General features: G+C 59.7%; 25 protein-coding genes and 1 tRNA gene. 14 read left to right on the top strand and 12 right to left on the bottom strand.

Annotation, left to right across the window (positions count from 1 at the left end):
* Window positions 1-3 precede the first annotated feature (3 nt).
* The 3 genes from FW756_RS09195 to guaA all read left to right on the top strand — a co-directional run bounded on the left by FW756_RS09195 (window position 4) and on the right by guaA (window position 2,999).
* A complete protein-coding gene (locus tag FW756_RS09195) occupies window positions 4-849 on the top strand; it encodes an SURF1 family cytochrome oxidase biogenesis protein (RefSeq protein WP_446429859.1) in 846 nt (281 codons plus the stop codon).
* Window positions 850-859: 10 nt separating this feature from the next.
* Window positions 860-1,339, top strand: coding sequence for a DUF3817 domain-containing protein (locus tag FW756_RS09190; RefSeq protein ID WP_446429858.1), 480 nt, complete (start codon window positions 860-862; stop codon window positions 1,337-1,339).
* 76 nt (window positions 1,340-1,415) lie between these two features.
* Window positions 1,416-2,999: a glutamine-hydrolyzing GMP synthase gene (gene guaA / locus FW756_RS09185; protein ID WP_446429857.1), complete on the top strand. Its 1,584-nt coding sequence runs from the start codon at window positions 1,416-1,418 to the stop codon at window positions 2,997-2,999.
* Between the two features lie 333 nt (window positions 3,000-3,332).
* On the opposite strand, the gene FW756_RS09180 is transcribed toward guaA, so the two are convergent.
* The gene (locus FW756_RS09180; protein ID WP_446429856.1) at window positions 3,333-4,196 is read right to left on the bottom strand and encodes a Bax inhibitor-1/YccA family protein; all 864 of its coding nucleotides are present in this window, start codon (window positions 4,194-4,196) and stop codon (window positions 3,333-3,335) included.
* 132 nt (window positions 4,197-4,328) lie between these two features.
* A complete protein-coding gene (locus tag FW756_RS09175; protein ID WP_446429855.1) occupies window positions 4,329-5,801 on the bottom strand; it encodes a helix-turn-helix domain-containing protein in 1,473 nt (490 codons plus the stop codon).
* Window positions 5,802-5,930: 129 nt separating this feature from the next.
* On the opposite strand from FW756_RS09175, the gene FW756_RS09170 reads away from it, so the two are divergent.
* Window positions 5,931-7,775: a phosphoenolpyruvate carboxykinase (GTP) gene (locus FW756_RS09170; RefSeq protein ID WP_446429854.1), complete on the top strand. Its 1,845-nt coding sequence runs from the start codon at window positions 5,931-5,933 to the stop codon at window positions 7,773-7,775.
* Window positions 7,776-7,896: 121 nt separating this feature from the next.
* Here the strand turns inward: FW756_RS09170 and FW756_RS09165 are convergent, their stop codons facing one another.
* Both FW756_RS09165 and FW756_RS09160 read right to left on the bottom strand, forming a co-directional pair.
* Window positions 7,897-8,916, bottom strand: coding sequence for an LPXTG cell wall anchor domain-containing protein (locus FW756_RS09165; RefSeq protein WP_446429853.1), 1,020 nt, complete (start codon window positions 8,914-8,916; stop codon window positions 7,897-7,899).
* 236 nt (window positions 8,917-9,152) lie between these two features.
* A tRNA-Leu gene (locus FW756_RS09160) sits at window positions 9,153-9,226 on the bottom strand.
* A 65-nt stretch (window positions 9,227-9,291) separates the two neighbouring features.
* On the opposite strand from FW756_RS09160, the gene FW756_RS09155 reads away from it, so the two are divergent.
* The 5 genes from FW756_RS09155 to FW756_RS09135 all read left to right on the top strand — a co-directional run bounded on the left by FW756_RS09155 (window position 9,292) and on the right by FW756_RS09135 (window position 14,102).
* The gene (locus FW756_RS09155; RefSeq protein ID WP_446429852.1) at window positions 9,292-9,441 is read left to right on the top strand and encodes a hypothetical protein; all 150 of its coding nucleotides are present in this window, start codon (window positions 9,292-9,294) and stop codon (window positions 9,439-9,441) included.
* Window positions 9,442-9,519: 78 nt separating this feature from the next.
* Window positions 9,520-10,089: a LemA family protein gene (locus FW756_RS09150; protein WP_446429851.1), complete on the top strand. Its 570-nt coding sequence runs from the start codon at window positions 9,520-9,522 to the stop codon at window positions 10,087-10,089.
* Between the two features lie 34 nt (window positions 10,090-10,123).
* Window positions 10,124-10,996 carry a M48 family metalloprotease gene (locus FW756_RS09145; RefSeq protein WP_446429850.1) on the top strand — a complete coding sequence of 291 codons (873 nt, stop codon included), beginning with the start codon at window positions 10,124-10,126 and terminating at the stop codon, window positions 10,994-10,996.
* A gap of 79 nt (window positions 10,997-11,075) precedes the next feature.
* Window positions 11,076-12,536, top strand: coding sequence for an MFS transporter (locus FW756_RS09140; RefSeq protein ID WP_446430036.1), 1,461 nt, complete (start codon window positions 11,076-11,078; stop codon window positions 12,534-12,536).
* 147 nt (window positions 12,537-12,683) lie between these two features.
* Window positions 12,684-14,102, top strand: coding sequence for an aspartate ammonia-lyase (locus tag FW756_RS09135; RefSeq protein WP_446429849.1), 1,419 nt, complete (start codon window positions 12,684-12,686; stop codon window positions 14,100-14,102).
* 205 nt (window positions 14,103-14,307) lie between these two features.
* Here the strand turns inward: FW756_RS09135 and FW756_RS09130 are convergent, their stop codons facing one another.
* The gene (locus FW756_RS09130) at window positions 14,308-15,177 is read right to left on the bottom strand and encodes a fumarylacetoacetate hydrolase family protein (protein WP_446429848.1); all 870 of its coding nucleotides are present in this window, start codon (window positions 15,175-15,177) and stop codon (window positions 14,308-14,310) included.
* Window positions 15,178-15,307: 130 nt separating this feature from the next.
* On the opposite strand from FW756_RS09130, the gene FW756_RS09125 reads away from it, so the two are divergent.
* The 3 genes from FW756_RS09125 to FW756_RS09115 all read left to right on the top strand — a co-directional run bounded on the left by FW756_RS09125 (window position 15,308) and on the right by FW756_RS09115 (window position 18,527).
* A complete protein-coding gene (locus tag FW756_RS09125; RefSeq protein WP_446429847.1) occupies window positions 15,308-15,676 on the top strand; it encodes an FKBP-type peptidyl-prolyl cis-trans isomerase in 369 nt (122 codons plus the stop codon).
* Window positions 15,677-15,881: 205 nt separating this feature from the next.
* Entirely contained in the window at window positions 15,882-17,333 is a 1,452-nt protein-coding gene (locus FW756_RS09120; protein ID WP_446429846.1) for an NCS2 family permease, read from the top strand.
* Window positions 17,334-17,810: 477 nt separating this feature from the next.
* Entirely contained in the window at window positions 17,811-18,527 is a 717-nt protein-coding gene (locus FW756_RS09115) for a hypothetical protein (protein WP_446429845.1), read from the top strand.
* A 5-nt stretch (window positions 18,528-18,532) separates the two neighbouring features.
* Here FW756_RS09115 and FW756_RS09110 read toward each other — a convergent pair whose 3' ends face one another.
* From FW756_RS09110 to FW756_RS09095, 4 genes are read right to left on the bottom strand one after another with little or no spacing between them, the layout of a single operon-like run.
* On the bottom strand, window positions 18,533-19,021 hold the full coding sequence (locus FW756_RS09110) for a MogA/MoaB family molybdenum cofactor biosynthesis protein (protein ID WP_446429844.1): 489 nt from the start codon (window positions 19,019-19,021) through the stop codon (window positions 18,533-18,535).
* Window positions 19,018-19,503, bottom strand: a complete 486-nt coding sequence (moaC, locus tag FW756_RS09105; protein WP_446429843.1) for a cyclic pyranopterin monophosphate synthase MoaC — start codon at window positions 19,501-19,503, stop codon at window positions 19,018-19,020. The genes FW756_RS09110 and moaC overlap by 4 nt, the downstream gene beginning before the upstream one ends.
* A complete protein-coding gene (locus FW756_RS09100; protein ID WP_446429842.1) occupies window positions 19,496-20,779 on the bottom strand; it encodes a molybdopterin molybdotransferase MoeA in 1,284 nt (427 codons plus the stop codon). The genes moaC and FW756_RS09100 overlap by 8 nt, the downstream gene beginning before the upstream one ends.
* An 8-nt stretch (window positions 20,780-20,787) precedes the next feature.
* Entirely contained in the window at window positions 20,788-21,057 is a 270-nt protein-coding gene (locus FW756_RS09095; RefSeq protein ID WP_446429841.1) for a MoaD/ThiS family protein, read from the bottom strand.
* Between the two features lie 63 nt (window positions 21,058-21,120).
* Between FW756_RS09095 and FW756_RS09090 the strand changes: the two genes are divergently transcribed.
* Both FW756_RS09090 and FW756_RS09085 read left to right on the top strand, forming a co-directional pair.
* Window positions 21,121-22,338 (top strand): ThiF family adenylyltransferase, encoded by a 1,218-nt coding sequence (locus FW756_RS09090; RefSeq protein ID WP_446429840.1) that lies wholly within the window; start codon window positions 21,121-21,123, stop codon window positions 22,336-22,338.
* Window positions 22,339-22,347: 9 nt separating this feature from the next.
* Window positions 22,348-22,779: a molybdenum cofactor biosynthesis protein MoaE gene (locus tag FW756_RS09085; RefSeq protein ID WP_446429839.1), complete on the top strand. Its 432-nt coding sequence runs from the start codon at window positions 22,348-22,350 to the stop codon at window positions 22,777-22,779.
* Here the strand turns inward: FW756_RS09085 and moaA are convergent.
* The 3 genes from moaA to modA are packed head-to-tail and all read right to left on the bottom strand — an operon-like array spanning window position 22,776 to window position 25,482.
* On the bottom strand, window positions 22,776-23,831 hold the full coding sequence (moaA, locus tag FW756_RS09080) for a GTP 3',8-cyclase MoaA (RefSeq protein ID WP_446429838.1): 1,056 nt from the start codon (window positions 23,829-23,831) through the stop codon (window positions 22,776-22,778). The genes FW756_RS09085 and moaA overlap by 4 nt on opposite strands.
* On the bottom strand, window positions 23,828-24,646 hold the full coding sequence (locus FW756_RS09075; protein WP_446429837.1) for an ABC transporter permease: 819 nt from the start codon (window positions 24,644-24,646) through the stop codon (window positions 23,828-23,830). Before FW756_RS09075 ends, moaA begins: the two co-directional genes overlap by 4 nt.
* Complete coding sequence (modA, locus tag FW756_RS09070) at window positions 24,643-25,482, bottom strand: molybdate ABC transporter substrate-binding protein (RefSeq protein ID WP_446429836.1); 840 nt, start codon at window positions 25,480-25,482, stop codon at window positions 24,643-24,645. Before modA ends, FW756_RS09075 begins: the two co-directional genes overlap by 4 nt.
* Window positions 25,483-25,519 lie beyond the last annotated feature (37 nt).

Here is a 25,519-nt window from a genome sequence, read left to right as displayed (position 1 = left end):
ACAGTGGCTCGCAAAACACCCGAATACCTCGGCGAACCAACGCTTGGGCAGGTGATGCGCCGTCCGCAGTGGATTTTGGCGCTCCTGCTCGCGTTGGCCGTTGCCGCAGCATTCGCGTGGCTCGGTCGGTGGCAGCTCGGTACTGCGATCCGTTCGGACGTTTCTGCACTCGCAGACACTGAGACGGTGAAGTCCCTGACCGAGCTTGCAAAGCCTGGTGGCGGGCTGAACGAGCTCGCCGCAGGTTCCGTGGTCGAGATCGACGGCACTCTTGTTCCCGGTGACTTCAACATCGTCGAAAAGCGTCAGAACGATGGTGTCGAGGGGGTTTGGGTCGTCGGCCGATTTGCGACTGAAGATCCAGCTAGTAATCTCTCAGCTGCCATCGGTTGGGCGCCTACTGCCTCTGACGCTTCGCAGGCCATTGCACTGCTTGAGGCTACCGTCGATCCGACACAGGTCTTCCCGCTCGAGGGAAGAATGATGCCTGCTGAGGCGCCTGCACGCCCAGGTGCGGATCAGGATCCGCACCTCATGACTGCTATGGTGCCTGCTCAGCTCATTAACACCTGGGGTGAGCTGAACGAGCCAGTGTATGCCGGATACATGGTGTTGCATCCGCAAGCTGAAATGAGCACACTGCTCGATGCTGCAGGATTGGACGCGATTGACTCAGTCCCGCCATCTGAACCCGAGCAGGTGAACTGGTTGAACCTCTTCTACGCGGTTGAATGGGTGGTGTTTGCCGGCTTCGCAGTGTTCTTCTGGTTCCGTCTCACCCGCGACGCGTGGGAGAAAGAACACGAACTCAAGGCGCTCGCAGAACAAGCGCGCGTCGACGCAGAATAGAATGGACATCATGCAACTGCAGCCGAAGCCCGAAGATTACCCGCGTATCAAGCGTGCGCTGTCAATCTATAAGGTGACGTCGGTGATCACGGGCCTCATGCTCCTCCTGCTGTGCGCAGTGATGGTGATGAAGTACGCGGTCGGAGTACAGCTGTACCTCTTCACGCCAGATGGATTCGCGGTGTTCCGTGAAATTGCACCTGAGGGCGTTGAAGCTGACTTTGTACAGCCAGGGTTTGATCTCTTCAAGGCGATTCTTATCGCTCACGGTTGGTTCTACGTGATCTACCTCATTTCGGACTTCATGCTTTGGAGCCCGATGCGCTGGGGCTTCAGCAAGTTCCTGTTGATTGCGCTCGGCGGTGTGATTCCCTTCATGTCCTTCTTCCTCGAAGCACGCGTGGTTCGCCAGGTGACTGGCTTCCTCGAAGCAAAAGAGGCTGAAGTGACAGACGTCACGAGTACTGCAACAAGCAGCTCTGGCGCGTAGTCCCGCGGGGCTTATGTCCCCTCCCGCACGCACACTGTGCGAGCTAGACTTTTCTCTCACTAATCGAAAGGCCAGCATGGCAGAACAGACAGGCACCGCGCACCGCCCGGTGCTCGTGGTTGACTTCGGCGCGCAGTACGCGCAGCTGATCGCCCGCCGCGTGCGCGAAGCAGGGGTTTACTCCGAGCTCGTCCCGCACTCGATCACGGCGGCAGAAGTTGCTGAGAAGCAGCCCCTCGCGATCATGATGTCGGGCGGTCCTTCTTCGGTATACGAAGATGGTGCTCCGCAGTTTGATCCCGCAATCTTCGACCTCGGTATCCCGATGTTCGGTATGTGCTACGGCTTCCAGGTTATGGCGCACACGCTCGGTGGCGTGGTGAGCGAGACCGGTGACCGCGAGTACGGCCGAATTGAAGCCGACCTCGTTGCTGGCGGCGGCGCACTGCTTGGCGGTCTGCCTGAAAGCCAGAACGTGTGGATGAGCCACGGTGATTCCGTTTCGCAGGCTCCCGAGGGCTTTGAAGTACTAGCAAGCACTGCGCTTACCCCGGTTGCGGCTTTCGGCTCGCCTGAAAAGCGTATGTACGGCGTGCAGTGGCACCCCGAGGTAAAGCATTCGGAACACGGTCAGGCAATGATCGAGAAGTTCTTGCACGAGATCGCGGGAATTCCTGCTGATTGGACCGCAGGCAATGTCATCGCTGAGCAGATCGAGTCGATCCGCGCACAGGTTGGTGACGCACGCGTCATCTCGGCACTCTCGGGCGGCGTTGACTCGGCAGTTTCGACCGCGCTCGTACACAAGGCGATCGGTGATCAGCTCACCGCTGTGTTCGTCGATCACGGCCTCCTCCGCAAGGGCGAGCGTGAGCAGGTTGAGCGCGACTACGTCGCATCGACCGGTGTGAAGCTCATCACCGTTGACGCTGCAGACACCTTCCTCGGCCACCTTGAGGGCGTTACTGACCCCGAGACCAAGCGCAAGATTATCGGACGTGAGTTCATTCGCGCGTTCGAGAAGGTGCAGCTTGACCTTGTTGCAGAAGCGAAGGCTTCGGGCGAGAAGGTGAAGTTCCTGGTTCAGGGCACGCTCTACCCCGACGTTGTTGAGTCGGGCGGCGGGTCAGGTACCGCAAACATCAAGTCTCACCACAACGTTGGTGGTCTTCCTGAGGACCTCGACTTTGAGCTCATCGAGCCGCTTCGTGCGCTGTTCAAGGATGAGGTTCGTGAGATCGGTCGCGAACTCGGCATTCCCGAGGAAATCGTTGGTCGTCAGCCGTTCCCTGGTCCGGGTCTCGGTATCCGCATCGTCGGCGAGGTCACCCGTGACCGACTCGAGGTTCTGCGCGAGGCCGACGCGATCGCCCGTGAAGAGCTGACCGCAGCAGGCCTCGATCAGACGATTTGGCAGTGCCCGGTCGTGCTGCTCGCAGACGTCCGTTCAGTTGGCGTCCAGGGCGATCACCGTACGTACGGTCACCCGATTGTGCTGCGTCCCGTCTCCTCAGAGGACGCGATGACTGCAGACTGGACTCGTGTCCCGTATGACGTGCTCGCGCGCATTTCGAACAAGATCACCAACCAGGTGCCTGAGGTCAACCGAGTTGTGCTCGACGTGACCTCAAAGCCCCCTGGGACCATCGAGTGGGAGTAAGCCCACACCCTGGTCTCAGCTGAGCTGAACGAATGAGGGGCCGCACCTTTGAGGTGCGGCCCCTCATTTCTTTTCCCCTGAGCGTTTCCTTGAGGCGAGCTGACGGCGGTCGCCCACGGGCCACTGGCGCGAGATCTGGGGTTGTTGCCGAGAAGGGCGCCTTCATGCGGCAGAAAGGGGTGATCTCGCAGGGAAGGCGCGTTCTCACGGAGTTGCGCCGGATACGACGGACGACCAGGCCGCGGGCATGAGAAAAGGGGTGGAGCACTCGAAAGTGCTCCACCCCTGATCCGCGCTCTTGAGAGCGTCAGCGTCTTGCGACGCGGGCGACAATTAGTCGTTGCCTCGCAAGATCGCGATGATGCGGAGGATCTCAACGTACAGCCAGATAAGGGTCACCATGATGCCGAACGCTGCGCTCCAGCCCCACTTCTCGGGGACGCGGTTCTGCACGCCGTTCTGAATCATCTCGAAGTCCATGACAAGCGAGTAAGCGGCGAGGGCGACTGCGAGCAGACCGATGACCACACCGAGGGGGAAACCAAAGATGGTTGCACCGCGCAGACCCCATGGGTTGTCGTTGATGCCGGTCATCATCAGGATGAAGTTGATGAGCGAGAAGACACCGTAGCCGACCATAGCGATCAGCACGATCTTGGTCATGCGGGGACTCGTGCGAACCTTGCCGCTGCGGAAGAGCAGGAGGGTGACGCCGAAGACCGCGAAGGTGCCAATGACGGCCTGCGAAACGATGCCGGCCCACTGTGCCTCAAAGATCATTGAGATGCCGCCAAGGAAAAGACCCTGGAACGCGGCGTACCCGATGATGAGGGGAACACTTGGCTGCTTCTTGAACGAGTTCACGAGACCAAGCACGAGGCCCACGATCGCGCCGACAAACGGGATGAACGGCATGGAAGGCGTTGCCATCCAGCCAACCGCGGCACAGGCGACGGTGAGGATGAAGAGGAACACCGTCTTCGAGATGGTGTTCTCATAGGTCATAGGGGAGGACGATGCTGGCATCGTCGGAGTGCCAGCGGGCACACCGGCGCCAGGCGCTGCACCAGCAGGTGCGTCGACGCCAGGACGGTTCACCTCGGCTGCAGGCTGATCGTAAATACGGCGCAGCTCATCAGCGGTGAGGTTCTGCTTGCCGTTCAGCGCCGGGTTCTTCGAGAAGGCGGGATTGCTCATTGTGGTGGTCGAGTCCTTTCCAGGGCTTGTACTACTTCACTAGCGTAGCGAAGTGGGGCTTTGTCTGAGCTGAATTTTCGCCCTCAGCTTGGGGTAATGCTGTGCGCTGCTGATCCGCGCCCACTGTGTGAACTATGGCTGCGAAGGAGAGTGCCGCGAGAGGAACTCAAACATCGCAGTGTCATCGACGCCGGGGAAGGTGCCGGTGGGAAGCGGGGATAGCACGTGTGCGTGCATGCGGGCGCTGGGCCAGGCCTTACCTTCCCAGCGCGAGCGCAGATCGCGAGGCGCCGTGCGGCAGCATGCCGGATCAGGGCATGTGGACACTTCGCGCATGCTCGTATCGCGGCCCCGGAACCAGCGGGAGTCATCGAAGGAAACTCCACACGCAATCGCGAAGTTTCCAGCGTCTGCCTGCCCGGTCTGCACACTGGTCCAGTAGGTTCCGTTCGGGGTGTCGGTGTATTGGTAGAACTCACTCGTGCGGTCAGTGCGGTGAAAAGCGGTTCGGCCACCCCACTTTGCGCAGAGCAGCTCGCCCTCAATCGAACCGTCTTCGTCAGTGGGGAAGGGGAGACCGTCATTCGCATACCCGCGCAGCAGCGAACCCACGGCGTCAGTTCGGTAGTGATGTACCCGAAGGTCGAGGTGCCTGGTCGCGAGGTTGGTGAACCGGTGCGCTGCAGCCTCGTGGGTCACGCCAAACGCATCGCGGAAGTCCTCAATCGCGAGGTTCCGATTGCGCTTAGCGTTCTGCAAGAATTCCACTGCGCGTGCCTCCGGGATAAGGCAGGCGGAGGCGAAGTAGTTGATTTGCAGCCGCTGTTGCAAGAATTCTGCGTAGCTCGCTGGCTTGTCGTGGCCGAGCACACGATGGCCCATCGCCTGCAGTGCGAGCGAACGCAGGCCGTGGCCCCCAGGAATTGAGGCCGGCGGCAAGTAAATACGACCGTTCTCGAGGTCGGTCATGCTGCGAGTGTTCTCTGGCAGATCATCAACAAAGATCAGGGTGAACCCGAGCAGTTCACCAAGCATCGCGACTTCACGGTGGGTGACTGCGCCGTTGCCGTGCCCGATTCGACGCATGAGGTCTGAGGCCAGCAGTTCGATGTCGGGCAGGTAATTGTTGCGTTCTTGCATCTGGGTGCGGATCACAGTGTTTGCACGCCGTGCTTCTTCTGAGGTGGAAGCCGCAGCGCGGCTACGCCGTGCAAGTTCTTGGTGCATGCCAACGAGGGTTGCGAGCGTGTCATCACTCAAACTGCGCGGAGCACGAATGTGGGGCAAGCCAAGCCGTTGGTATGACGGAGTAGATTGCGCGCGCTCGAGCTCGATTTCAAGTCGGCTACGTTCGTCGGGCGCTTCGGGGGAGAGGAGGTCGCCTGGTTCAATCTCGAGTTCCCGTGCAAGAGCCTGAATCAATACAAGCTTGGGCTCACGGCGGCCGTTTTCGATGTGTGAAATTTGGCTCGCGACAACACCAACGCGCTCGCCCAATTGTTCGAGGGTGAGCCCAGCATGCGTACGGTAGTGCCGAAGTCGTTTGCCAAGGATCATGCGATCCATGTCTGCACCAGAAATAGTGGGAGTATCCTGAGGGACCATGCATTTGACTCTATGTCAAAAAAGCTGAATTTTTACAGCTCATTTGGAAAATAGTAGGTGAATTTGTGGGGGAAGATGGTTGTACACACCTGAAAAGGGTGCGGTTTCACTCCAAGGAGACACATACTCATGGGTAATGACCAGACGGCAACAAGCCTGAACTACGCAGCGCTTGTGCGCGCTGAAGCAAAGACCGGCAATGAAGAGGTGCTGAGTTGGGTGACTGAAGTCGCTGAGCTGACGCAGCCTGACGCTGTGCTGTGGTGCGATGGTTCGCAGGACGAATGGAACCGCATCACTTCGGAGATGGTTGAGGCTGGCAGCCTCATTGCGCTGAATAAGGACATCCGTCCCGGAAGCTTCCTCGCACGCTCGAACCCGAACGACGTTGCTCGTGTCGAGGATCGCACGTTCATCTGCTCCGAGAACGAGGCAGACGCTGGTCCCACAAACAACTGGGCAGCACCGGAGGCCATGAAGGCTGAGCTTATGCCGCTCTTTGCTGGCTCGATGCGTGGACGTACCATGTACGTCGTACCCTTCTCGATGGGTCCCGTTGGCGGCGCGATTACGCAGCTCGGTATCGAGATCACCGATTCACCGTACGCAGTTCTCAACATGCGGATCATGACCCGTATGGGCCAGGCAGCGCTCGACGGCATCACCCCTGGTTCTGAGTGGGTACGCACCGTTCACTCGGTTGGCGCACCTCTCGCAGAGGGTGAAGAAGACATCGCGTGGCCAAGCAATGACACGAAGTACATCACCCACTTCCCCGAAACCCTTGAGGTGTGGTCATACGGATCCGGCTACGGCGGAAACGCCTTGCTTTCGAAGAAGTGCTTCGCGCTCCGTATTGCTTCGGTCATGGGCAAGAACGAGGGCTGGCTTGCAGAGCACATGTTGCTCCTGAAGCTCACGAACACTGAGACCAACAAGGCATACCACCTGTCTGCCGCGTTCCCCTCGGCATGTGGCAAGACCAACCTTGCAATGCTGCAGCCCACCATTCCCGGCTGGAAGGTCGAGACCATTGGTGATGACATTGCGTGGCTTCGCCCCGGCAAAGACGGTCGTTTGTACGCGATCAACCCTGAAGCTGGATTCTTCGGTGTTGCTCCCGGTACCGGTGAGTCGACGAACCCTGTTGCGATGGAGACCCTCTGGGGCCACACCATCTACACGAACGTTGCGCTGACCGATGACGGCGATGTCTGGTGGGAGGGTAAGACTGACGAGGTTCCCTCGCACCTTATCGACTGGCTCGGCAACGACTGGACTCCCGAGTCGGGTCGTGTCGCTGCGCACCCGAACTCACGTTTCACCGTGCCCATCCAGCAGACGCCGACGCTTGCTCAGGACTGGTACGAGCAGGACGGCGTTCCGCTCGACGCAATCCTCTTCGGTGGCCGCCGTGCGACCAACGTCCCGCTCGTAGCTCAGTCACTTTCGTGGGAGCATGGCGTATTCGTCGGCGCAACCATCTCGTCTGAGAAGACCGCGGCACAGGAGGGCACCGTTGGTGAACTCCGCCGCGACCCCTTCGCGATGCTTCCTTTCTGTGGCTACAACATGGCCGACTACTGGGGTCACTGGCTCGAGATGGGCGAGATTCTTGGTGAGAATGCTCCCAAGATCTTCCAGGTGAACTGGTTCCGCAAGGGCGACGACGGACGATTCCTGTGGCCTGGCTTCGGTGACAACTCACGCGTCATTGACTGGATCATCCGTCGTGTCGAGGGTGAGCACACCGGCCGCAAGACCGCGATTGGCACTGTTCCCGCTGAAGGCGAGTTGAACCTCTCTGGCATCGAGGTGCCCGCAGCTGATCTCGAAGAGCTCTTCGCGATTGATCCCAAGTCGTGGCTCGCAGAGGCTGACCTCACCGAAGAATTCTTCGGTCAGTTCGGTGATCGTGTCCCAGCAGCGCTGAACGACCAGCTCACCGGTCTTCGTGATCGCCTGAGCAACTAGCCTGCCGGACGCAGGCTGAAATAGCAGAAGCCCCTCCCAGATATGGGAGGGGCTTCTGCTATTTCAAGGTGAAGAATGCCGACACCAGATATTCAACGCGACACGTTCTAGGGTCGCTCCGTTATCGGCGTACGCGGCGACCGCGGACAACGAGTCCGACTCCGGCGGCTGCAGTGGCCGTACCAAGCAGCATGAGAAGCGTCGCGTCATGTGCTCCAGTATTCGCAAGAGCGGCGGGCTTTGTTGCCGGCTTGGTGGTGCCTGGCTGGGGTGCGACGGGTTCTGGCTTTGGCTTGGGTTCCGGCTTGGGCTCTGGCTTAGGCTCTGGTTCTGGCTCCGGCTTGGGTTCTGGCTTTGGCTTGGGTTCCGGCTTGGGCTCTGGCTTAGGCTCTGGTTCTGGCTCCGGCTTGGGTTCTGGCTCGGGGTCGACGGGCGCCTTAATGTTCACGGAGCAGCCCGGGATGTCATCGCGCATCGCCACATCTGCTTCCCACACGCCCGTATCAACGATGATTGCCGAACTCATGTAGTTCGAACCTACGCCTTCGAAGAGTTGCACTTGGCCTGAGACGCTCTCCGGGACAGTCAGCGTGAACTCGAGAACTCCGGCTGAATCGTCAATCGACATGCCTGGGAAGAAATAGTCGCTGGGGAGCACCTGCACCCCATTTTCATCGGAGCGTGCGTCCATGTCCTGGCGCCAAGAGATCACATTTCCCGTCACGGACACACTCTCCCAAGGTGCAGGCGCTTGGCGAATGTAGTCGCTAATTGCGATGCCGGATGGGTCCGATGACTCTGCTGTGGAGATTGACTGTGAGATGGAAACACCAGAGATGTGTACTGCTGGATTTACCGTCACAACATTCTCGCTCATGCGTAGATCCAGCGGCATCTGCAGGAAGGCGTCTTCCTTCGTGGATTCAGAGGCAAATGACTTCAGGTCCACAACGGTCACTGCGTACGTGCGGTCCGTGGTGGGTTGTACAGAAACGTAGTAGTTGGTTCCCTTATGCCAATACGAGCAACCAACAGGCGCATCTGCCGACTCTACTGCCTGGGCGGCAGGGGCAATGAATGCGGCCCCGCTCAATGCGAGGAGAGAGCCTGTGGCGAGCATCTTGGCGTACTTCTTTGGCATAGCTTTCCCAACGTTTGTGGCAACCCGTTGCCTACTGACGATTTGCTAGGCGACATCGATGTGCTAGCTGAGAAAACAGTATCGAGTGTGGGGTAGAAACACCAGCGAAAAGTACTCGAGCACACGGTGTTCTGCGATGAGGGAGCGTGTGCAAAAAGTAACCCCGCACGAGAAGGGATGAAACCTGGCTTCAGCCGAACAGCAGAACAGTCGATCTGGGGCCATCACATGAAAAGTCCCCCCACTGGGACTCGAACCCAGACTTGGCTGATTTTAAGTCAGCTGCCTCTGCCAATTGGGCTATAGGGGGAACGCGAGGAAAGCCCGCGACCACCAAAGCATAGTGCCTTTAGAGCCGAGGTGTACTGTGGCAGCGTGGCGTTTGCAAAGTTGGTGTTGATTGTCGCTCTGCTCGTTGCGGCTGGCCTCGGTCTGTTCTTACGGATCCGCGCATCTCTCAGAGAGCGAGCACGGGTTCGTGCGGCGTTTCAGGCTGAGCTTGAGCGGGATTTGCGCGAGCTCTAACGAAAAGAATGTTGCGAGTACCCAGCTTTCGCCAGAATGACACAGCGGATTCATGGGCACGGCGGATAGACTTGCCGCATGAACGGCGGATTGATTGCACTCCTGATTGCACTTGGCTTGGTGCTGATTCTTGGTATCTACGTGTGGGCGACCTACAACTCGCTCGTCACGCTCAAGGTTCGCGTCGATGAGGCGTGGAGCGACATCACGGTGCAGCTCAAGCGTCGTGCAGACCTGATTCCTTCGCTTGTTGAGAGCGTGAAGGGCTATGCGGCTCACGAAGAAGGCGTCTTCTCGGCAGTCACGAAGGCGCGTGCCGAGACGATCTCTGCTCAGGGGCCTGCTGAAGCCTCAGTGGCAGAGGGTCACATGCAGAACGCCCTGAAGAGCATCTTCGCCGTTGCTGAGGCGTACCCGCAGCTTCAGGCGAGCCAGAACTTCCTGCAGCTCCAGTCGGAGCTCGTCGACACCGAGAACAAGATTCAGGCATCGCGCCGCTTCTACAACGGCGGCGTTCGTGAGTACAACACCAAGATTCAGGTGTTCCCGAACAATATCTTTGCTGGTGGCATGGGCTTCAAGCAGCGCGACTTCTTTGAGGTTGAAGACGTCGCTGCGATCTCGGAGCCACCACGCATCCAGTTCTAGTCTCCGCACGCTGAAGGTTTAAGAGAGCTCTCGCGTGTACAGCGCAATCCGAAAGAACAAGATCAACAGTGTGCTCATCATTCTGTTGTTCCTGGCAGTCATTGGCGGCCTGGGCTGGCTTGCCTCCTACATCTACAACTCCTGGACCATCGTTATCTGGGTGATGGTGTTTGCGTGCGGTTTCGCGCTCATTCAGTACTTTGCCGCTGGCAAGCAGGCCATCATGATGAGTGGTGCGCAGCGGATCACGCAGGCTGACAATCCCCGCCTGTATCGCATCGTTGAAAACCTTGCGATCACAACGGGAACCCCGATGCCTGAGGTGTACATCGTGAATGACCCTGCGCCGAATGCGTTTGCAACGGGTCGCGACCCTGCCCACGCGATGGTGGCGGCAACGACCGGTCTGCTCGATATGATGACGGATTCTGAGCTTGAGGGCGTCATGGCTCATGAGCTCGGTCACGTGCGCAACTATGACATTCGAGTGTCGATGATCGTGTACGGGCTTGTGGTCGCCGTCGGCATGATCAGCGACATGCTCGTTCGCATGGTGTTCTTCAGCCGCAACAATAACAACAACAATCCGGTGGTCATGATCTTCGGTATTCTTGCGATGCTCGTTGCGCCACTGGTTGCAAGCATCGTGCAGCTCGCTGTTTCGCGTCAGCGTGAATACCTTGCTGATGCGACTGGGGCCCTCACCACACGGCATCCAGAGGCGCTGGCGAGCGCGCTGCACAAGCTTTCGACATACGGGCAGCCGATGCAGAAGCAGAACTCGAGCATGGCGCATCTATGGATCGCGGATCCGCTGAAGCCCGGCCTCACGCAGCGTCTTTTCGCGACCCACCCGCCGATCCCCGATCGTATTCGTCGCCTGCTCGACATGGGTGACAAGTTCTAACATTTGCTGAGGCCTGGCCGTGGAGCATCGTACGGGCGTAGGGTAGGGGCAACCAAAGGAGCCCCGAAACGTGTCAACGATGTTCAGATCCCTGTCAATTCGGAACTATCGGATCTGGTTCTTCGGAGCGCTTGTCTCAAACATCGGGGCCTGGATGCAGGCAACCGCGCAAAACTGGGTGGTGCTGACCGAGCTCACCGACAACGACGCCACTGCAGTTGGCATCACGATGGCCTTACAATTCGGCCCGCAGCTGTTACTTGTTCCTTTGAGTGGGGCGGTCGCGGATCGCTTTGACCGCCGCAAGGTACTCTTCATCACGCAGTCGCTCCTGATGACACTTGCGTGCGCACTAGGACTACTGCTCGTGCTCGGGACCGCTGAGCTCTGGCACCTCTACCTTTTCGCGCTCGGACTCGGCATTGTGAACGCGTTTGATACGCCGTCGCGTCAAGCTTTCGTCTCGGACCTCGTTGACCAGTCTGAGCTCTCGAACGCGGTGGCGCTGAACTCTGCATCCTTCAACTCAGCGCGCTTGGTTGGCCCAGCGGTCGCAGGTCTGCTCATTGCAGGTGTCGGATCTGGGTGGGTGTTCATCATCAACTCGGCCTCGTTCGTTGCAATGCTCCTCGCGCTTTCCGCGATCCGCATACAGCCAGAGTCGCGTGCGGCGGTTGGCGCGCGTGGGGTCCAGGGAAATCAGCTCGTTGCTGGGTTTAAATACGTGTGGATGCGCAAGGATTTGCTTGTCATCTTCATCATTGTGTTCCTCGTTGGCGCGTTCGCGATGAACTTCCCGGTGTACTCGTCGACCATGGCCGTTGAATTTGGCCGTGGCGCGGGGGAGTATGGGGTGCTGTCCTCGATACTCGCGATCGGATCGTTGTCTGGTGCACTCCTCGTCGCACGACGCCCTGCCGCGCGCATGCGCGTCGTGGTGCTTGCTGCTGGCGGTCTGGGAGCTGCTGCACTGATCTCAGCACTGATGCCCTCGTTCTGGACATTCGCGATCTCGTTAGTGTTGCTTGGCTATTGCACCGCGACGCTACTGTCGACCGCGAACGGTTTCGTGCAAACGACGAGCGACCCCGCAGTACGGGGACGTGTGCTTTCCCTTTACTTTGCGGTGCTCATGGGCGGTACGCCGATTGGCGCACCGGTCGCCGGTGCGGTGGCTGACCGCTTCGGTCCGCGGTGGGCACTGGGAGTCGCGGCAATCGCGGGTCTGCTCGCGTGCCTAGTTGGCGTGCTGTGGTGGTTCATCGGGCGAGACCTGCGGGTGCGGGTGCGGATCGGATCCGCGCCACACCTCGTGGTATCGCACGCAGGTCGTCCCGAGGGTGGAGAGCCGACGGGCACTCAGGATGAGACGCTCACTGCGCCGATTGACGTCTTGAGGCGGCAGCCTATTCCAGTTGGGGAGGTTGACTCAGTTCCGCAGAATGGACCACTTTCAGACGGAATGACCGGCCCCATTCCGCTTCCTCAGCGATCCGAACATCGACCCGAAGAGCCGGGCGCGCCCGACAAAAAGCAGTGACTTTCGTGAATAAACATGAGGTTCTTGCGATTCGGAGATGATTCCTTAGATTTATGACTGCTTTTGACTGCGACGGGAGTAAGGTTAACCGTGGTACTTCGGCGGGCCTCCGCCGTCTGTTTCTTCGAATACACCGGAGCGATACAAGTGAGCGATTTCCTCGCATCTGAGACGCGTACCGAGACCGATTCTCTCGGCAGCGTCGAAATTCCCGCACAGGCCTACTGGGGTGTGCATACCGCGCGTGCAAACGAGAATTTCCCGATTGCTCGACGACCGATCTCGGTTTACCCCGACTTCGTACGTGCATTCGCTTGCGTGAAGCAGGCAGCAGCTCGTGCGAACAACGAGATTGGCGCACTGGATGATGAGCGCACGAAGCTCATCGATCAGGCCTGTGAAGAGATCAAGAGTGGTATGTTCCACGATCAGTTCGTGGTGGGTGTTGTCCAGGGTGGTGCTGGCACCTCAACGAACATGAACGCGAACGAGGTCATCACCAACCGCGCGCTTGAGCTCGCAGGTCACACCAAGGGTGATTACTCGTTCATTAACCCGAACGACCACACGAACCACAGCCAGTCGACTAACGACACGTACCCAACGGCAATCAAGGTTGCCCTTGCGTTCTCGCTGAAGTCGCTGCTTGAGGAGCTCACGCTTCTTGCGGATTCGTTCCAGAACAAGGGCCGTGAGTTCTCTCACATCGTAAAGGTCGGCCGCACACAGCTACAGGACGCTGTTCCGATGACCCTTGGTCAGGAGTTCAACGCTTTCGGCGTAACCCTGCGTGAAGATGTTGACCGCCTCAAGGAAGCTGTCTCGCTGCTTGGCGAGGTCAACATGGGTGCTACCGCAATCGGTACGGGCATCAACGCTCCCAAGGGCTACAAGGAATCGGTCATCAAGCACCTGCGCGAGATCACCGAACTCGACCTGGTCACTGCAGGCGATCTCATTGAGTCGACCAGCGACACCGGCGTATTCATTACGTTCTCTGGTGCGCTCAAGCGCACCGCTATGAAGCTCTCGAAGATATCGAACGACCTTCGACTGCTGTCATCGGGCCCGCAGGCTGGCCTCGGCGAGATCAACCTCCCCGCACGCCAGGCAGGCTCATCGATCATGCCAGGTAAGGTCAACCCTGTTATTCCTGAGTCGGTCACCCAGGTGGCGTACTCGGTTGCTGGCTGCGACGTCACGGTTTCGATGGCGGTAGAGGCTGGCCAGCTCCAGCTCAACGCATTCGAGCCCATCATTGCTCACTCGCTCTTCCAGTCGATCGTGTGGCTTGAGCGCGCGTGCCAGACCCTCCGTGTGAACTGTGTTGACGGCATCACCGCGAACGAGGACCGCCTTGAAGACATCGTTGGCCGTTCGGTCACCGTCATCACGGCACTCGCACCGGTCATCGGCTACGCGTCGGCTGCAAAGCTCGCAAAGGAAGCGCTGGCAACGAACGCGAAGGTGTCGGATCTCGTGCTTGAAGCTGGTCTGCTTGACCAGGCGCAGCTCGATGATCTACTGCAGCCCGCGAAGCTTGCCGGTCTGAGCGACGAAGACTAATCATCTGAAACAGCAGTGGTGCGCACTGCGCCGCTGAATGCGATGGGCCCGGGACACATGTCCCGGGCCCATCGCTGTTTCTCCGGGGCGTCTGTACGGGCCCCGCGTCGTCAGCGCACAGGGCAACGAAAATGGCCCCCGGCAACATGCCGAGAGCCATCGTCAACGCAGACCACCGTCAAACGGAAGCCCGTGAGCGAGCGGACTAGTCTGCCGCTACACAGTACGAGCGAAGCTCGCCAATCTTCTCAATCGTGACCGTCACCGTCGAGCCCGGCGTGAGGTACAGCGGTGGTTTGCGCGAGCGACCTGCACCGCCGGGTGAACCGGTCGAGATGAGCGTGCCCGGAAGCAGCGTGAGCTCCTCTGACAGGGAAGAGATCAGCTGTGCGACGGTGCGGATCATGAACCCAGTCGTTGAGTCCTGCACGCGCAGGTCATCGACGTCTGTCGTAATTGCGAGCGCCTGAGGATCAGGAATCTCATCTGCGGTCACCACCACAGGGCCGACAGGGGTAAACGTGTCGAATGACTTGCAACGTGCCCACTGGGGCTCCTGGAACTGGATGTTGCGAGCCGTAATGTCATTGACAGCGGTGTAGCCGAAGACATAGTCGAGCGCTTCTTCTGGCGTGACGTTCTTCGCTGGCTTGCCGATAATGACGCCGAGCTCTGCCTCGTAATCGACCTCGCGGCTGATGCGTGCAGGGAGCTTGACCTCAGCGTTGTGCGAGTTGAGCGAATTCGGGAACAGCGAAAAGAGAACTGGACCAGAGTCATTGTCCAGACTGAGCTCGCTCGCGTGCTCGTCGTAATTGAGACCAACCGCAAGGATGCTTGGCGGATTCACCGTTGCTGGCGCGTAGACCGCGTCATCTACAGCAATGCCAGCGTCGTCTGGAGCCTTCGCAATCGCCTCTGCAAGGCGTGCCTGTGCGTCTGCGCCGAGCTCGATGAACTCCTGCAAGGTGTTCGTCTCGAAGCCAAGGTCAGCGACACGTACATAGCGGTCGCCGTGCTGGACAACAAGCACGGCCGGAGCGTCTGGGGTCATAGCTATATGCGCGAATCTCACCAACCCAGGTTATCGGACGTTTGCATTGCATGCTGGAAGGACCGGCAAATCGAGACAAACTCGTGAGCGCGGTGCTTCCCTCTCAGCGAAATCAATGGCACTGAGTGATGAATCCGGTAAGAATAGTGACATGACGAATTCGCTCAACAAGCCTGAAATTGACGCACCTGAGGGTCCGGCTCCCGCAACGCTCGAGATTGTTGATCTCGTTGAGGGTGACGGCGCTGAGGCGCTTGCTAGCTCGACTGTCGATGTTCACTACATGGGCGTTGAATACGACTCGGGTGAAGAGTTTGACTCTTCGTGGGGTCGTGGTGAGTCGATCAACTTCCCACTTCGCGCGCTCATCGAGGGATGGCAGGTAGGTATTCCGGGCATGAAGGTCGGTGGCCGTCGTAAGCTCATCGTCCCTCCTGCTCAGGCGTACGGCACCCGCGGTGGCCACCCGCTCTCTGGCAAGACCCTGATCTTTGTGATTGATCTGCTCGGCGTGAGCTAAACACTCTGTCGTTTGCTGAAGCACCCCACCTGCTCTGTTCGGAGTAGATGGGGCGCTTTGTTATGGCATTGAAATCGGCGAACGATAGCAGAGATCGTTGATTCTGAGTTTTACCTGATAGCGTGTGTCTGTTAATTAGTTGCGAATTCATATACCGAATTTGCACCTCAACAGCGTTCTGATCAAGTAACTCAAGGAGTACGCAGTGGCTCAAGCCTCCGCTCAGCAGACTGAACCGAAGGGCGCGCTCGACCGCTTCTTCAAAATTTCCGAGCGTGGATCCACCATCGGCACAGAGGTGCGCGGCGGTCTCGTGACGTTCGTCACGATGGCCTACATCGTGATCCTCAACCCGATCATCCTCTCGGGGAAGCCTGACGTTGCAGGCAACATGCTCGACTTCGGCCAGGTCAGTGCGGTTACCGCTCTCACCGCTGGCGTCATGACGATTCTCTTTGGCCTCGTTTCGCGTTTGCCCTTCGGCTTCGCTGCTGGCCTCGGTATCAACGCATTCCTTGCGTTCTCGGTTGTCCAGGAAGTCACCTGGCCTGAGGCAATGGCGATCGTTGTCATCAACGGTGTGCTCATTGTGCTGCTTGCTGCGACTGGCCTGCGCCGCATGATCTTCGACGCCGTTCCTGTCGAACTCAAGCTTGCGATCACCGTTGGTATTGGCTTCTTCATCGCATTCATTGGCTTTGTTAACTCAGGCTTTGTGACTGCAACCGGCCAGAACTCACCCCCTGTTGGTCTCGGCCAGGGGGGATCAATCGCTACTATTCCGACGCTGCTCTTCGTGATTACTCTTGTTCTCACTGGCGTCCTCGTCGCTGCGAAGGTGAAGGGCGGCCTGCTTATTGGCCTCGTCACCGGCACGGTTATTGCAGTGATCGTTGAGGCAGTTGCGCATCTCGGCCCGCAGATCGGTGCAGACGGTGAGTTCAACGCTGGTGGTTGGGGACTGACGGTTCCTGAACTCGGTTCCGCTCCCTTCAGCGTTCCCGATCTCAGCCTTGTCGGCGCAGTTAGCTTCGACTTCAGCAAGGTTGGCACAATCACCGTCATTATGCTGGTCTTCACGCTCCTCTTCACCAACTTCTTTGATGCAATGGGCACGATGACTGGTCTCTCGCGTGAAGCGGATCTCGCTGACGAAAAGGGTAACTTCCCCCGTCTGAAGTCGGCACTGGTCGTCGAAGGTGTTGGTGCGATTGCCGGCGGCCTGACGTCGTCGTCTTCGAACACGGTGTTCGTTGAGTCTGGCGCAGGTATTGGTGAGGGTGCACGCACCGGTTTTGCGAACATCGTGACCGGTCTGCTCTTCTTCGTTGCGATGTTCTTCACCCCGCTGACCGGAATCGTCCCGACTGAGGTTGCAGCCGCTGCACTCGTCATTGTCGGTGCGATGATGATGGCGCAGGTCAAGAACATTGACCTCACTGACTTCCGTATCCTGCTGCCCGTCTTCTTGACTGCCGCAGTCATGCCGATGACCTACTCGATTGCAAACGGCATTGGTGCAGGCTTCGTCTCGTACGTTCTCGTGAACGCATTCAGCGGTCGCGCAAAGAAGATTCACTGGCTCCTGTGGATTGTTGCCGCTGGTTTCATCATCTTCTTCGCACGTGCACCGTTCGAAGCAATGATCGGGATCTAGCGGTTGATTGCTCTCCCTGCGGGGAGAACGCAGAACGCCTCGGACTCTGTATGGAGTCCGAGGCGTTCTGCGTCTGTCGGGCAGCACTGATGCTGCGCCGTAGTGTGGCACAGAATAACGCGCAGTCACTCGGGAAGTTTTTCCCTATGCACGGAAACTACGGTCATCTCTACTGCACTTCTTGGGACCTGCTTCTGATTGAGGCGTGTGAAAAGTAGGTTTTCACCTATCTGTATTTCACCCAACAGGCACGGGAAGGCCCCAAGTAAGATGAACACCGCTCTTGACACCGACGAAGCATCCCCACGGCAGCACAGTCGGCATCGTCTGAACTGGGGGACGCGAACCCCAACTCAGACCCCGATCGATTTTCATCGTATGTTTCAGCTCTTCCCGCGCGATGGCGACCCGGGGCGAATCGCAGTAAACGCCTTATTGCTCGACGCATTTTCGATCGCTCAGTTTAAGTGCGGGCCTGTGTCAATTATGCGCGAACGCCGGGCAGAAGGCAGCGGGCAGCGATTCTGGTTGATTCTCTGCACAAAGGGCCACCTTGACGTCTCTATCGCAGGTAAGCCCCTCGCCGCGTTCAGTGAGCAGTTTTACGTGGTTCCCCCAGGGCGTGAACGCTTGACCTTTAAAGTGCCGGAGTACTGCGAAGGCATGCTCTTTTCATTTCACCGTGGTGAGGTTGAGCCGCTTCGGCCTGAGGCCGCACGACTGCGCGAAGAAACGTTGAAAGCGCCACTCGGTCGTGCGTCATTTGGGTACCTGAAGGGCATTCTTGACAGCGAAGGCAACACCATCGGAGACGACACGACAACCCTACGGACGCTCATACGAGAGGTTGCCCGAGGAATCGTGCGAACCGCATCAGCCACCGACCCTGCAAACGAATGCCTGTTTGAATCTGCACAGTGGGTGCTTCAAGCCGAATTTACGAACCCTGGGTTCAACGCGGGTCAGCTTGCACAGCGTCTGGGGGTTTCCCGCAGCACGCTTGATCGTGCGTATGCGATGCGAGGATGCCGCATCGCGCAGGAGATACGTCGTGCGAGAGCAGAGTACGCGAAGTCGCGGCTCGAACAATATCCCAGCTGGAGCCGTAGCCTGGTCGCTCATTCGGCAGGATTCGGGTCAGGTGTTTCGTTGCGTCGGGCGCTTGATGAATTCGACCTCAGACCAGAGCGCTAACTTGGCTAGCGTGGTCCGTGGTCCCCACGCGGGGTGCCGGTGCGCTGGCCAAGCATATGATCGAGTACCTCATCAAGAATGTCGAGGCCGTCACGCACTCCACCAGGTGAGCCTGGCATCGTCATGACGAACGTACGCCCTGCGAACCCAGCGACGCCCCGGGTGAGCAAAGCAGTCGGCGTCGCAGCTGCGCCGCGAAGTCGGAGCGCATCGATGAGCCCTGGAAGCTGTACTTCGAGGAGTGGTGCAACCTCCTCAGGGGTGCGATCGGTAGGGGAGACGCCGGTCCCGCCCGTTGTCAGTACGAGGTCCACACCGGCCGCAATTGCTGCTTTGACCGCTTCACCAGTGGGTGCACCATCAGCGACGACAATCGGCTCCTCGACGGCGAACCCGCGTGCGGCAAGCCATTGCACGATCACCGGACCGGTGCGGTCTTCAGCGGTTCCTGCAGCTGCGCTGGTTGACGCGACAATAACGTGCGCAACCCTCATTCGACTGACCAGTCGCCGCTCTTCCCGCCTGACTTTGCGAGCACGCGGGTCGTAGTAATCACTGCCTGGTGGTCGACAGCCTTGATCATGTCGTAGAGGGTGAGGGCTGCGACACTTGCTGCGGTGAGGGCCTCCATCTCGACGCCTGTGACACCGCGCACCGTTGCAGAAGCGATGATCCGCACGCTGGTCTCACCCGGCTCAAAGTCAATCGCGAGCTTCGTGATGGGAAGTGGGTGACAGAGCGGGATGAGCTCCCAGGTACGCTTTGCCGCCATGATGCCGGCGATGCGCGCGGTACCGAGTGCTTCGCCCTTCGGGAGATTGCCCGAAACGAGTTGTGCGATGACGTCTGCGCGGGTCTCAAGGATCGCCTCTGCCTGCGCGGTGCGCTTCGTTACCGATTTCTCGGTGACGTCGACCATGTGGGCGCTGCCATCTTCTCGGATGTGGGTGAGATGCTGCTGATCTGGTTCAGTCATGGAGTCTCCAAACTTCTACGGGCGATCCGGCGGGAAGATCGGTGACACCGACCGGAATGTGAGCAATGACCTCTGCCGAAGCAAGGTCTGCAAGCAAATGTGAGCTCGGCGGCGTGACCCGCACGCTGCCGTCCGCCAGGATCCGCCCCCTGCGCAGCTGATGTTTGTGTGATGGTGACACCACATCATGAGCAAGTGGCCGGGTTTCGGCATCACGGCGACCTGGTCGTCTGGCATATTCGCGCAGCAGCGGGAGCAAGAAGCATTCAGCAGAGAGCGCACAACTCACGGGGTTGCCTGGGAAACACAGGGCGGCAATCGTCACCGGTTGTCCGGTCGGTGTGGCAAACGTCAGCAGGCCTACACCCTGTGGCCCGCCCGGCTGCATAGCAACGCCCGTGAACGTGACACCGTGGCCTGTGAAGGTCTCGCGAACCACTTCATATGCGCCCGCGCTGATGCCGCCAGAGGTGAGCAGCAGATCGAAGTCAGAAGCGTAGGTCGTGACAAGCTGCTGCAGCGCGGTGGCATCATCTGCCACACGCATGTGAGTGACTGATGCGCCTGCTTCCCGAAGAAGCGCGCTGAGCATCGGAGTGTTCGCGTCAAAGATTCGTCCGTGAGTGAGCGCTGCATCAGTCGTGTCTGCGACCTCGTCACCGGTTGACACGAGGAGCACTCGAGGTTGCCGTCGCACTGGGACGTGCTGCACGCCAGCATTGCCGAGTAGGCCGATGACGGCAGGGGTGAGCCGCGTGCCAGCAGCAACAAGCTCACCGCCAAGCGGGAGGTCAGAACCGGCCCGTCGCACGAACTGCACGGCAGGTGGCGCCTCAGCGAAGCCAACTGACCCTGTCGGCGCAAGGTCACCAGCGCGGCGAAGCTCCGTGAATTGCGGTGGCACCGCTGCTTCAATCGGAATGATGGCATCGGCCCCGAGGGGTACCGGTGCCCCCGTCATCACCGGTGCAGCCGTTGCGGGTTCGTGTGGTTGTGGCGGATCGCCAGCGGCCGTCGTGTGACCGATGCGGAGTTCATAGGGGCCTGGACCGATGAAATCCGAGGTGCGGACGGCATACCCGTCCATCTGAGAATTGTCGAACGGTGGCAGCGGGATTGTGCTGGTCAGCGTTCGCGAGATCACGCGGCCAGGGAGATCGGGGTCATACAGTGAGAGCACATCGGCGTTCTCGAGCGCGCAACGATCGAGTACGGGGGCGAGAAGCTCCCGAACGATCGCCGCGTGCTCGGTGAGCGTGCGTGGGGAATGCGTCATCGTCTCAATCACCCGCCAGCAAACGCGGGAAGCACATCAACGGTGTGATCTGACGGTGCGTCTCCTGCGGCGAGCGCACCTCCGTCGCGTCGAACGGTCCCGTTGACCAGGAACGAACCTGAACGAAGTACTGTGGCAATGGCATCGCCGTACTTGGCGATGAGGTCTGCACGCAGGTCATCGAGTTTGGGAGGGGTACCTGGGTACTCCCAGACCTCTTCGTCGCGGCCTGCCGCTTCTGCTGCGGCGGCGAAGTATCTGACGGTGATCTTCGACATGCTGCCATCGTACTGCGCTGCTGCATGAGTGGGAGCGCTCGCCGCGCACCTAAGATGGGGAGCATGAACACCGCAAGGATCGCGCCGCTCGTTGAGCCGATTCCTGCCCTGTCGTCTGAGGCGAGTGCTCGCGCGCATCGACAGATGCTGCTTCCTGGGTTTGGGGAGATCGGGCAACGAAGGCTTGCGGCAGCTCGCGTGCTGGTGGTGGGTGCTGGCGGGCTGGGGAGCGCGGTCGTACCGTATCTTGCCGGTGCTGGCGTTGGGCGGATCGGCATCATCGACGATGACATCGTTGAGCTGTCGAATCTGCACCGGCAGATCGCGCACGGTGTTGCGGATGTGGGGCGCGCGAAGGTGACGTCACTTGCTGAGAGTGTGCGCGCGCTGAATCCTGGGGTTGTGGTCGATGAGCACCGGTTGCGTCTCAGCTCGGGGAATGCCGCTGAGATCTTTGCTGCGTATGATCTGGTCATCGATGGGAGTGATAACTTCCCGACGCGGTACCTCACGAATGATGCGGCTCAGCTTGCCCGTATTCCCCTCGTGTGGGGCGCGATTCTGCAGTATTCGGGCCAGGTGAGCGTTGCCTGGCACGAGCATGGTCCGGGGTATCGCGATCTGTTCCCTGCGCCACCTGGGCCGGAGCTGGTGATGAACTGCGCAGAAGGTGGTGTGCTCCCCGGGCTGTGCGGCACGATTGGTTCGTTGCTCGCGACGGAAGCGATGAAGGTGATTGCTGGTATTGGTGATCTGCTCATCGGACGGGTGTTGACCTATGACGCGTTGCGTGCCCGCACGCGTGAGATTCCTTTTGCTCGCGATCCACAGGCTGCGCCTGTCACAGAGCTGGTGGACTACGAACTGTTTTGCGGACTTGCAGGTATTGGCGTCACTGAGTCAGGTGACGCGGCGGCAGCGGCTGAGATCGGTGACGGAGCTGTAGGCGTTCTCGAGACTGCTGACCTGGCTGAGTTCTTGCATCGGGAAGCAGGGGTACTGCTGCTTGATGTCCGCAGTGGTGCCGAGTTCACGGGCAGACGGATCCGTGGCGCGATCCATCACGACATCGCCCGCATCGACGCTGGCGATCTCCCTGCCCCGCCGCACCGTTCTGAAAGCCGGGTCGTCGTGTATTGCGAGCGCGATCCGCGTTCGGTCAGGGCAGTGCATGCGCTCGCCGCAGCTGGCTGGACCGATGTGATGTACCTTCGCGGCGGCATTGATGCGTGTGCGCGAGTCCTCCCTGACCTCATTGTGCGCGGATCAGCCGCGACGTGAAAGGCTGACATGTCAATTTCTTCTGCAGCGGCACACCTGTACGCCCTCGTGACGGATGCGCCGCTTGACGAGGTGGCGATCCGTGACGCGGTCGACGCGGATGAGTGTGGCGCACTCGTGATGTTTCACGGCATTGTGCGCAACCACGACGGCGGAAAAGGGGTCGCGGCGCTGGACTATCAGGCACACCCCGATGCTGACCGGTTCTTGCGTGAGTGTGTCGCCGAAGCATCGGAACGTACCGGGCTACGCATGGCGGCAGCACATCGCGTTGGCGCATTGCAGATTGGTGACGCTGCGCTCGTTGCTGCGGTTTCAGCGCCGCACAGAGCCGAAGCATTTGCGGCAATTGAAGAGCTTGTCGAGCGCATCAAAGCAGAGGTGCCAATCTGGAAGCGTCAGCACTTCGCTGACGGTGTCTCAGAGTGGGTCGGGCTCTAGCCGCCGATGTACGACATTTCGATGCGCTCGCGGCTTCCAGAGAGCTCAGCGCGTTGCTCTGAGTAGCGGTCATCTCGCACCGCCCACAGCTTGGCGAGCGCATCAACGATGGTCTGGTGATCCGCGCCATCTCTGACGAGCGCGCGCAGGTCGAATCCGCGATAGGCGAAGAGGCACGTGAAGATCTGACCGTCGGCTGAGATACGGGCGCGGGTGCAGGTGCCGCAGAACGCGCCTGTCACGCTCGAGATCACGCCGATTTCTCCTGCGCCGTCGCGGTACTTCCAACGCACGGCGGTTTCCCCTGCGCGCGCAGCGCTGGCGCGTTCGAGCGGGTGGACCGCGTGAATGGTGCGTATGATCTCGGCAGACGGGACCACATCATCAAGACGCCACCCGTTTGATGCGCCAACGTCCATGTACTCAATGAAGCGCAGGGTGTGACCGGTGCCTCTGAAACGCTCTGCGAGCGGCACGACTTCGGACTCATTGACGCCACGTTTGATCACGGCGTTGATCTTGATCGGCCCGAGGCCAGCGTCGGCAGCGGAGGCGATCCCGTCAAACACTCGTGACAGGGGGAAGCCAACGTCATTGATCTCGCGAAACTTCGTATCGTCAAGCGAGTCGACCGAGATAGTTACCCGGTCAAGCCCAGCCGCTTTGAGTGCAGCGGCCTTCACCGGAAGGGCGGCCCCGTTTGTCGTGAGCGCGAGGTCTGGCTTGCGTCCATCGGGGGTGCGGATCGCGGCAAGTCGTTCAATGAGATCCTCGATGCCGCGGCGCAGCAAAGGCTCACCTCCGGTGATGCGCAACTTGTCAACGCCGAGCGAGACGGCGGCGCGAGCGACAAGCTCGATCTCTTCAAACGTAAGGAGCTCTGAGCGCTCCATGAACTGGTAGTCGCGACCGAAGATTTCTTTCGGCATGCAGTAGACGCAGCGGAAGTTGCAGCGGTCGGTCACCGATATTCGTAGATCTCGGAGTCCTCGGCCACGCGCATCGACAAGCCCCGTCGAGGGGAGCTGTGCGATGCGGCGTTGGGAGGTCACGTTGCCATCCTGTCAGGGGCGGTGCGCCCGCGCAGCACGACAAGCGCAATCACAGACACTGATACCAGGATGAGAGAGAGCGCGAGCGCAATGTCTTGGGTGACGCCAGCGCCGTTGAACGCGGTGTAGATCGCGAGCGGGATCGTACGCGTCGTGCCTTCCGCATTGCCAGCAAAGAGGGCAGTCGCACCAAACTCACCGAGGGCGCGAGTGAAAGACATAATGGTTCCCGCGATGAGCCCCGGAGCAATGAGCGGCAGCGTCACATGCCACAGCACCGCCGTTGGCGATGCGCCAAGGGTTGACGCTGCTTCCTCGTAGGCAGGATCGAGTGAGCGCAGCGCACCCTCGACCGAGATGACGAGGAATGGGAGCGCAACAAACGTCTGCGCAATCACGACCGCAGTGGTGGTGAAAGGGATGCGGATCCCGACCTCAGCGAGCCAACTTCCGATCATGCCGTTGCGCCCAAGCAGCGAGAGCAAGGCCAGGCCGCCGACGAGGGGTGGGAGCACAAGCGGGAGTGTGACGATGGCGCGGAGCGCAGCAGCCACAAAGCCAGAGGTACGCGCAAGCACGATTGCGAGGGGAACGCCGAGCACAAGACAGCACGCCGTTGCGGTCAGCGCTGTGGTGACGGAGATCCGAAGTGCACTGAGCGTCTCTGGCTGTGCAAGGACAGCAGGAAGTGCCGCCCAGTCGATCCGCGTGAGGAGCGCAATAAAGGGCAGCAGCAGGAGCGCGCCCGCAAGGGCCGCCGGTGCGATGACAATCGCTGGCAGGTCCTTGCGGGCGCGGCTGTGCTGGTGGGTCACGCTGCTGGGCCGAACCCGAGCTTTTCGAAGAGCTGCTGCGCTTCGGTGCTGTTCATGAGCTCGGCAAATGCGAGCGCTGCCTCTGGCGATGCGGATCCGCTGAGCGGTGCGATGAGGTAGCTTCCTGCTGCTTCGTTTGATCCAGCGATTTCGATGCCGTCAACACCGCCCTCTGAGCGGAGCACATCTGAACGATAGATGAGTCCGGCGTCAGCCTCTCCCGCCGCGACCTTCGTGAGTACGGCTGTGACGCTCTGCTCTTCACTTGCCGGAGTGATAGCAACGCCATCACGGTCGAGAAGTTTGTGCGACGCTGCACCGCACGGAACCTCTGCTGCGCACAGCACGACGACTGGTGTCTCGCCCGATGCGGTCGGCTGTGCGAGCGAGGCAAGGTCGGTGATCCCGAGCGGGTTGCCAGGGGCAACAGCGATCTCGAGGCTGCTGGTTGCAAAGGTGATGGGGTCTGTCGCGGTGAGCTTCTTGTCAGTGACCTTCAGCATGTTCGCTTCGTCGGCCGAGGCAAACACGTCGATGGGTGCGCCCTCAAGAATCTGAGTTGCGAGCACCGACGAGCCATCGAACGAGAGCGTGATCTTCACGTCGGGGTGTTCTGTCGTAAAGCGATCGCTGAGTTCTTCGAACGCTGGCTGTAACGATGCAGCTGCGGCGACGTTGAGTTCGCCTGAGAGCGTCTCAGAAGCTTCGGGAGCAGGCTTATCCGTTGCCTGATCGTTGTTTGCACAGGCAGTGAGCGAACCAACCGTAATGGTGAGCGCGGCCGCAATGGTGAGCGAGCGCCGTAGCCCGCGAGTGATGAAGCGTCGTTGAGTCATATTCGCAGTATATCTACGCTCGTCACACCATTGACTT

This window comes from Leucobacter sp. 1207-22 (genome assembly GCF_052850455.1).
This window is presented reverse-complemented; position numbering and strand designations above follow the sequence as displayed.

Bases quoted from the DNA above. Each gene is read 5' to 3' on its own strand.
- FW756_RS09180 (WP_446429856.1), bottom strand. From the start codon at position 4,196: ATGAGCAATCCCGCCTTCTCGAAGAACCCGGCGCTGAACGGCAAGCAG.
- moaC (WP_446429843.1), bottom strand. From the start codon at position 19,503: ATGACTGAACCAGATCAGCAGCATCTCACCCACATCCGAGAAGATGGC.
- FW756_RS09125 (WP_446429847.1), top strand. From the start codon at position 15,308: ATGACGAATTCGCTCAACAAGCCTGAAATTGACGCACCTGAGGGTCCG.
- FW756_RS09090 (WP_446429840.1), top strand. From the start codon at position 21,121: ATGAACACCGCAAGGATCGCGCCGCTCGTTGAGCCGATTCCTGCCCTG.
- FW756_RS09170 (WP_446429854.1), top strand. From the start codon at position 5,931: ATGGGTAATGACCAGACGGCAACAAGCCTGAACTACGCAGCGCTTGTG.
- FW756_RS09140 (WP_446430036.1), top strand. From the start codon at position 11,076: ATGTTCAGATCCCTGTCAATTCGGAACTATCGGATCTGGTTCTTCGGA.
- FW756_RS09095 (WP_446429841.1), bottom strand. From the start codon at position 21,057: ATGTCGAAGATCACCGTCAGATACTTCGCCGCCGCAGCAGAAGCGGCA.
- FW756_RS09110 (WP_446429844.1), bottom strand. From the start codon at position 19,021: ATGAGGGTTGCGCACGTTATTGTCGCGTCAACCAGCGCAGCTGCAGGA.
- FW756_RS09190 (WP_446429858.1), top strand. From the start codon at position 860: ATGCAACTGCAGCCGAAGCCCGAAGATTACCCGCGTATCAAGCGTGCG.
- FW756_RS09165 (WP_446429853.1), bottom strand. From the start codon at position 8,916: ATGCCAAAGAAGTACGCCAAGATGCTCGCCACAGGCTCTCTCCTCGCA.
- guaA (WP_446429857.1), top strand. From the start codon at position 1,416: ATGGCAGAACAGACAGGCACCGCGCACCGCCCGGTGCTCGTGGTTGAC.
- FW756_RS09150 (WP_446429851.1), top strand. From the start codon at position 9,520: ATGAACGGCGGATTGATTGCACTCCTGATTGCACTTGGCTTGGTGCTG.
- modA (WP_446429836.1), bottom strand. From the start codon at position 25,482: ATGACTCAACGACGCTTCATCACTCGCGGGCTACGGCGCTCGCTCACC.
- FW756_RS09100 (WP_446429842.1), bottom strand. From the start codon at position 20,779: ATGACGCATTCCCCACGCACGCTCACCGAGCACGCGGCGATCGTTCGG.
- FW756_RS09085 (WP_446429839.1), top strand. From the start codon at position 22,348: ATGTCAATTTCTTCTGCAGCGGCACACCTGTACGCCCTCGTGACGGAT.
- FW756_RS09175 (WP_446429855.1), bottom strand. From the start codon at position 5,801: ATGGTCCCTCAGGATACTCCCACTATTTCTGGTGCAGACATGGATCGC.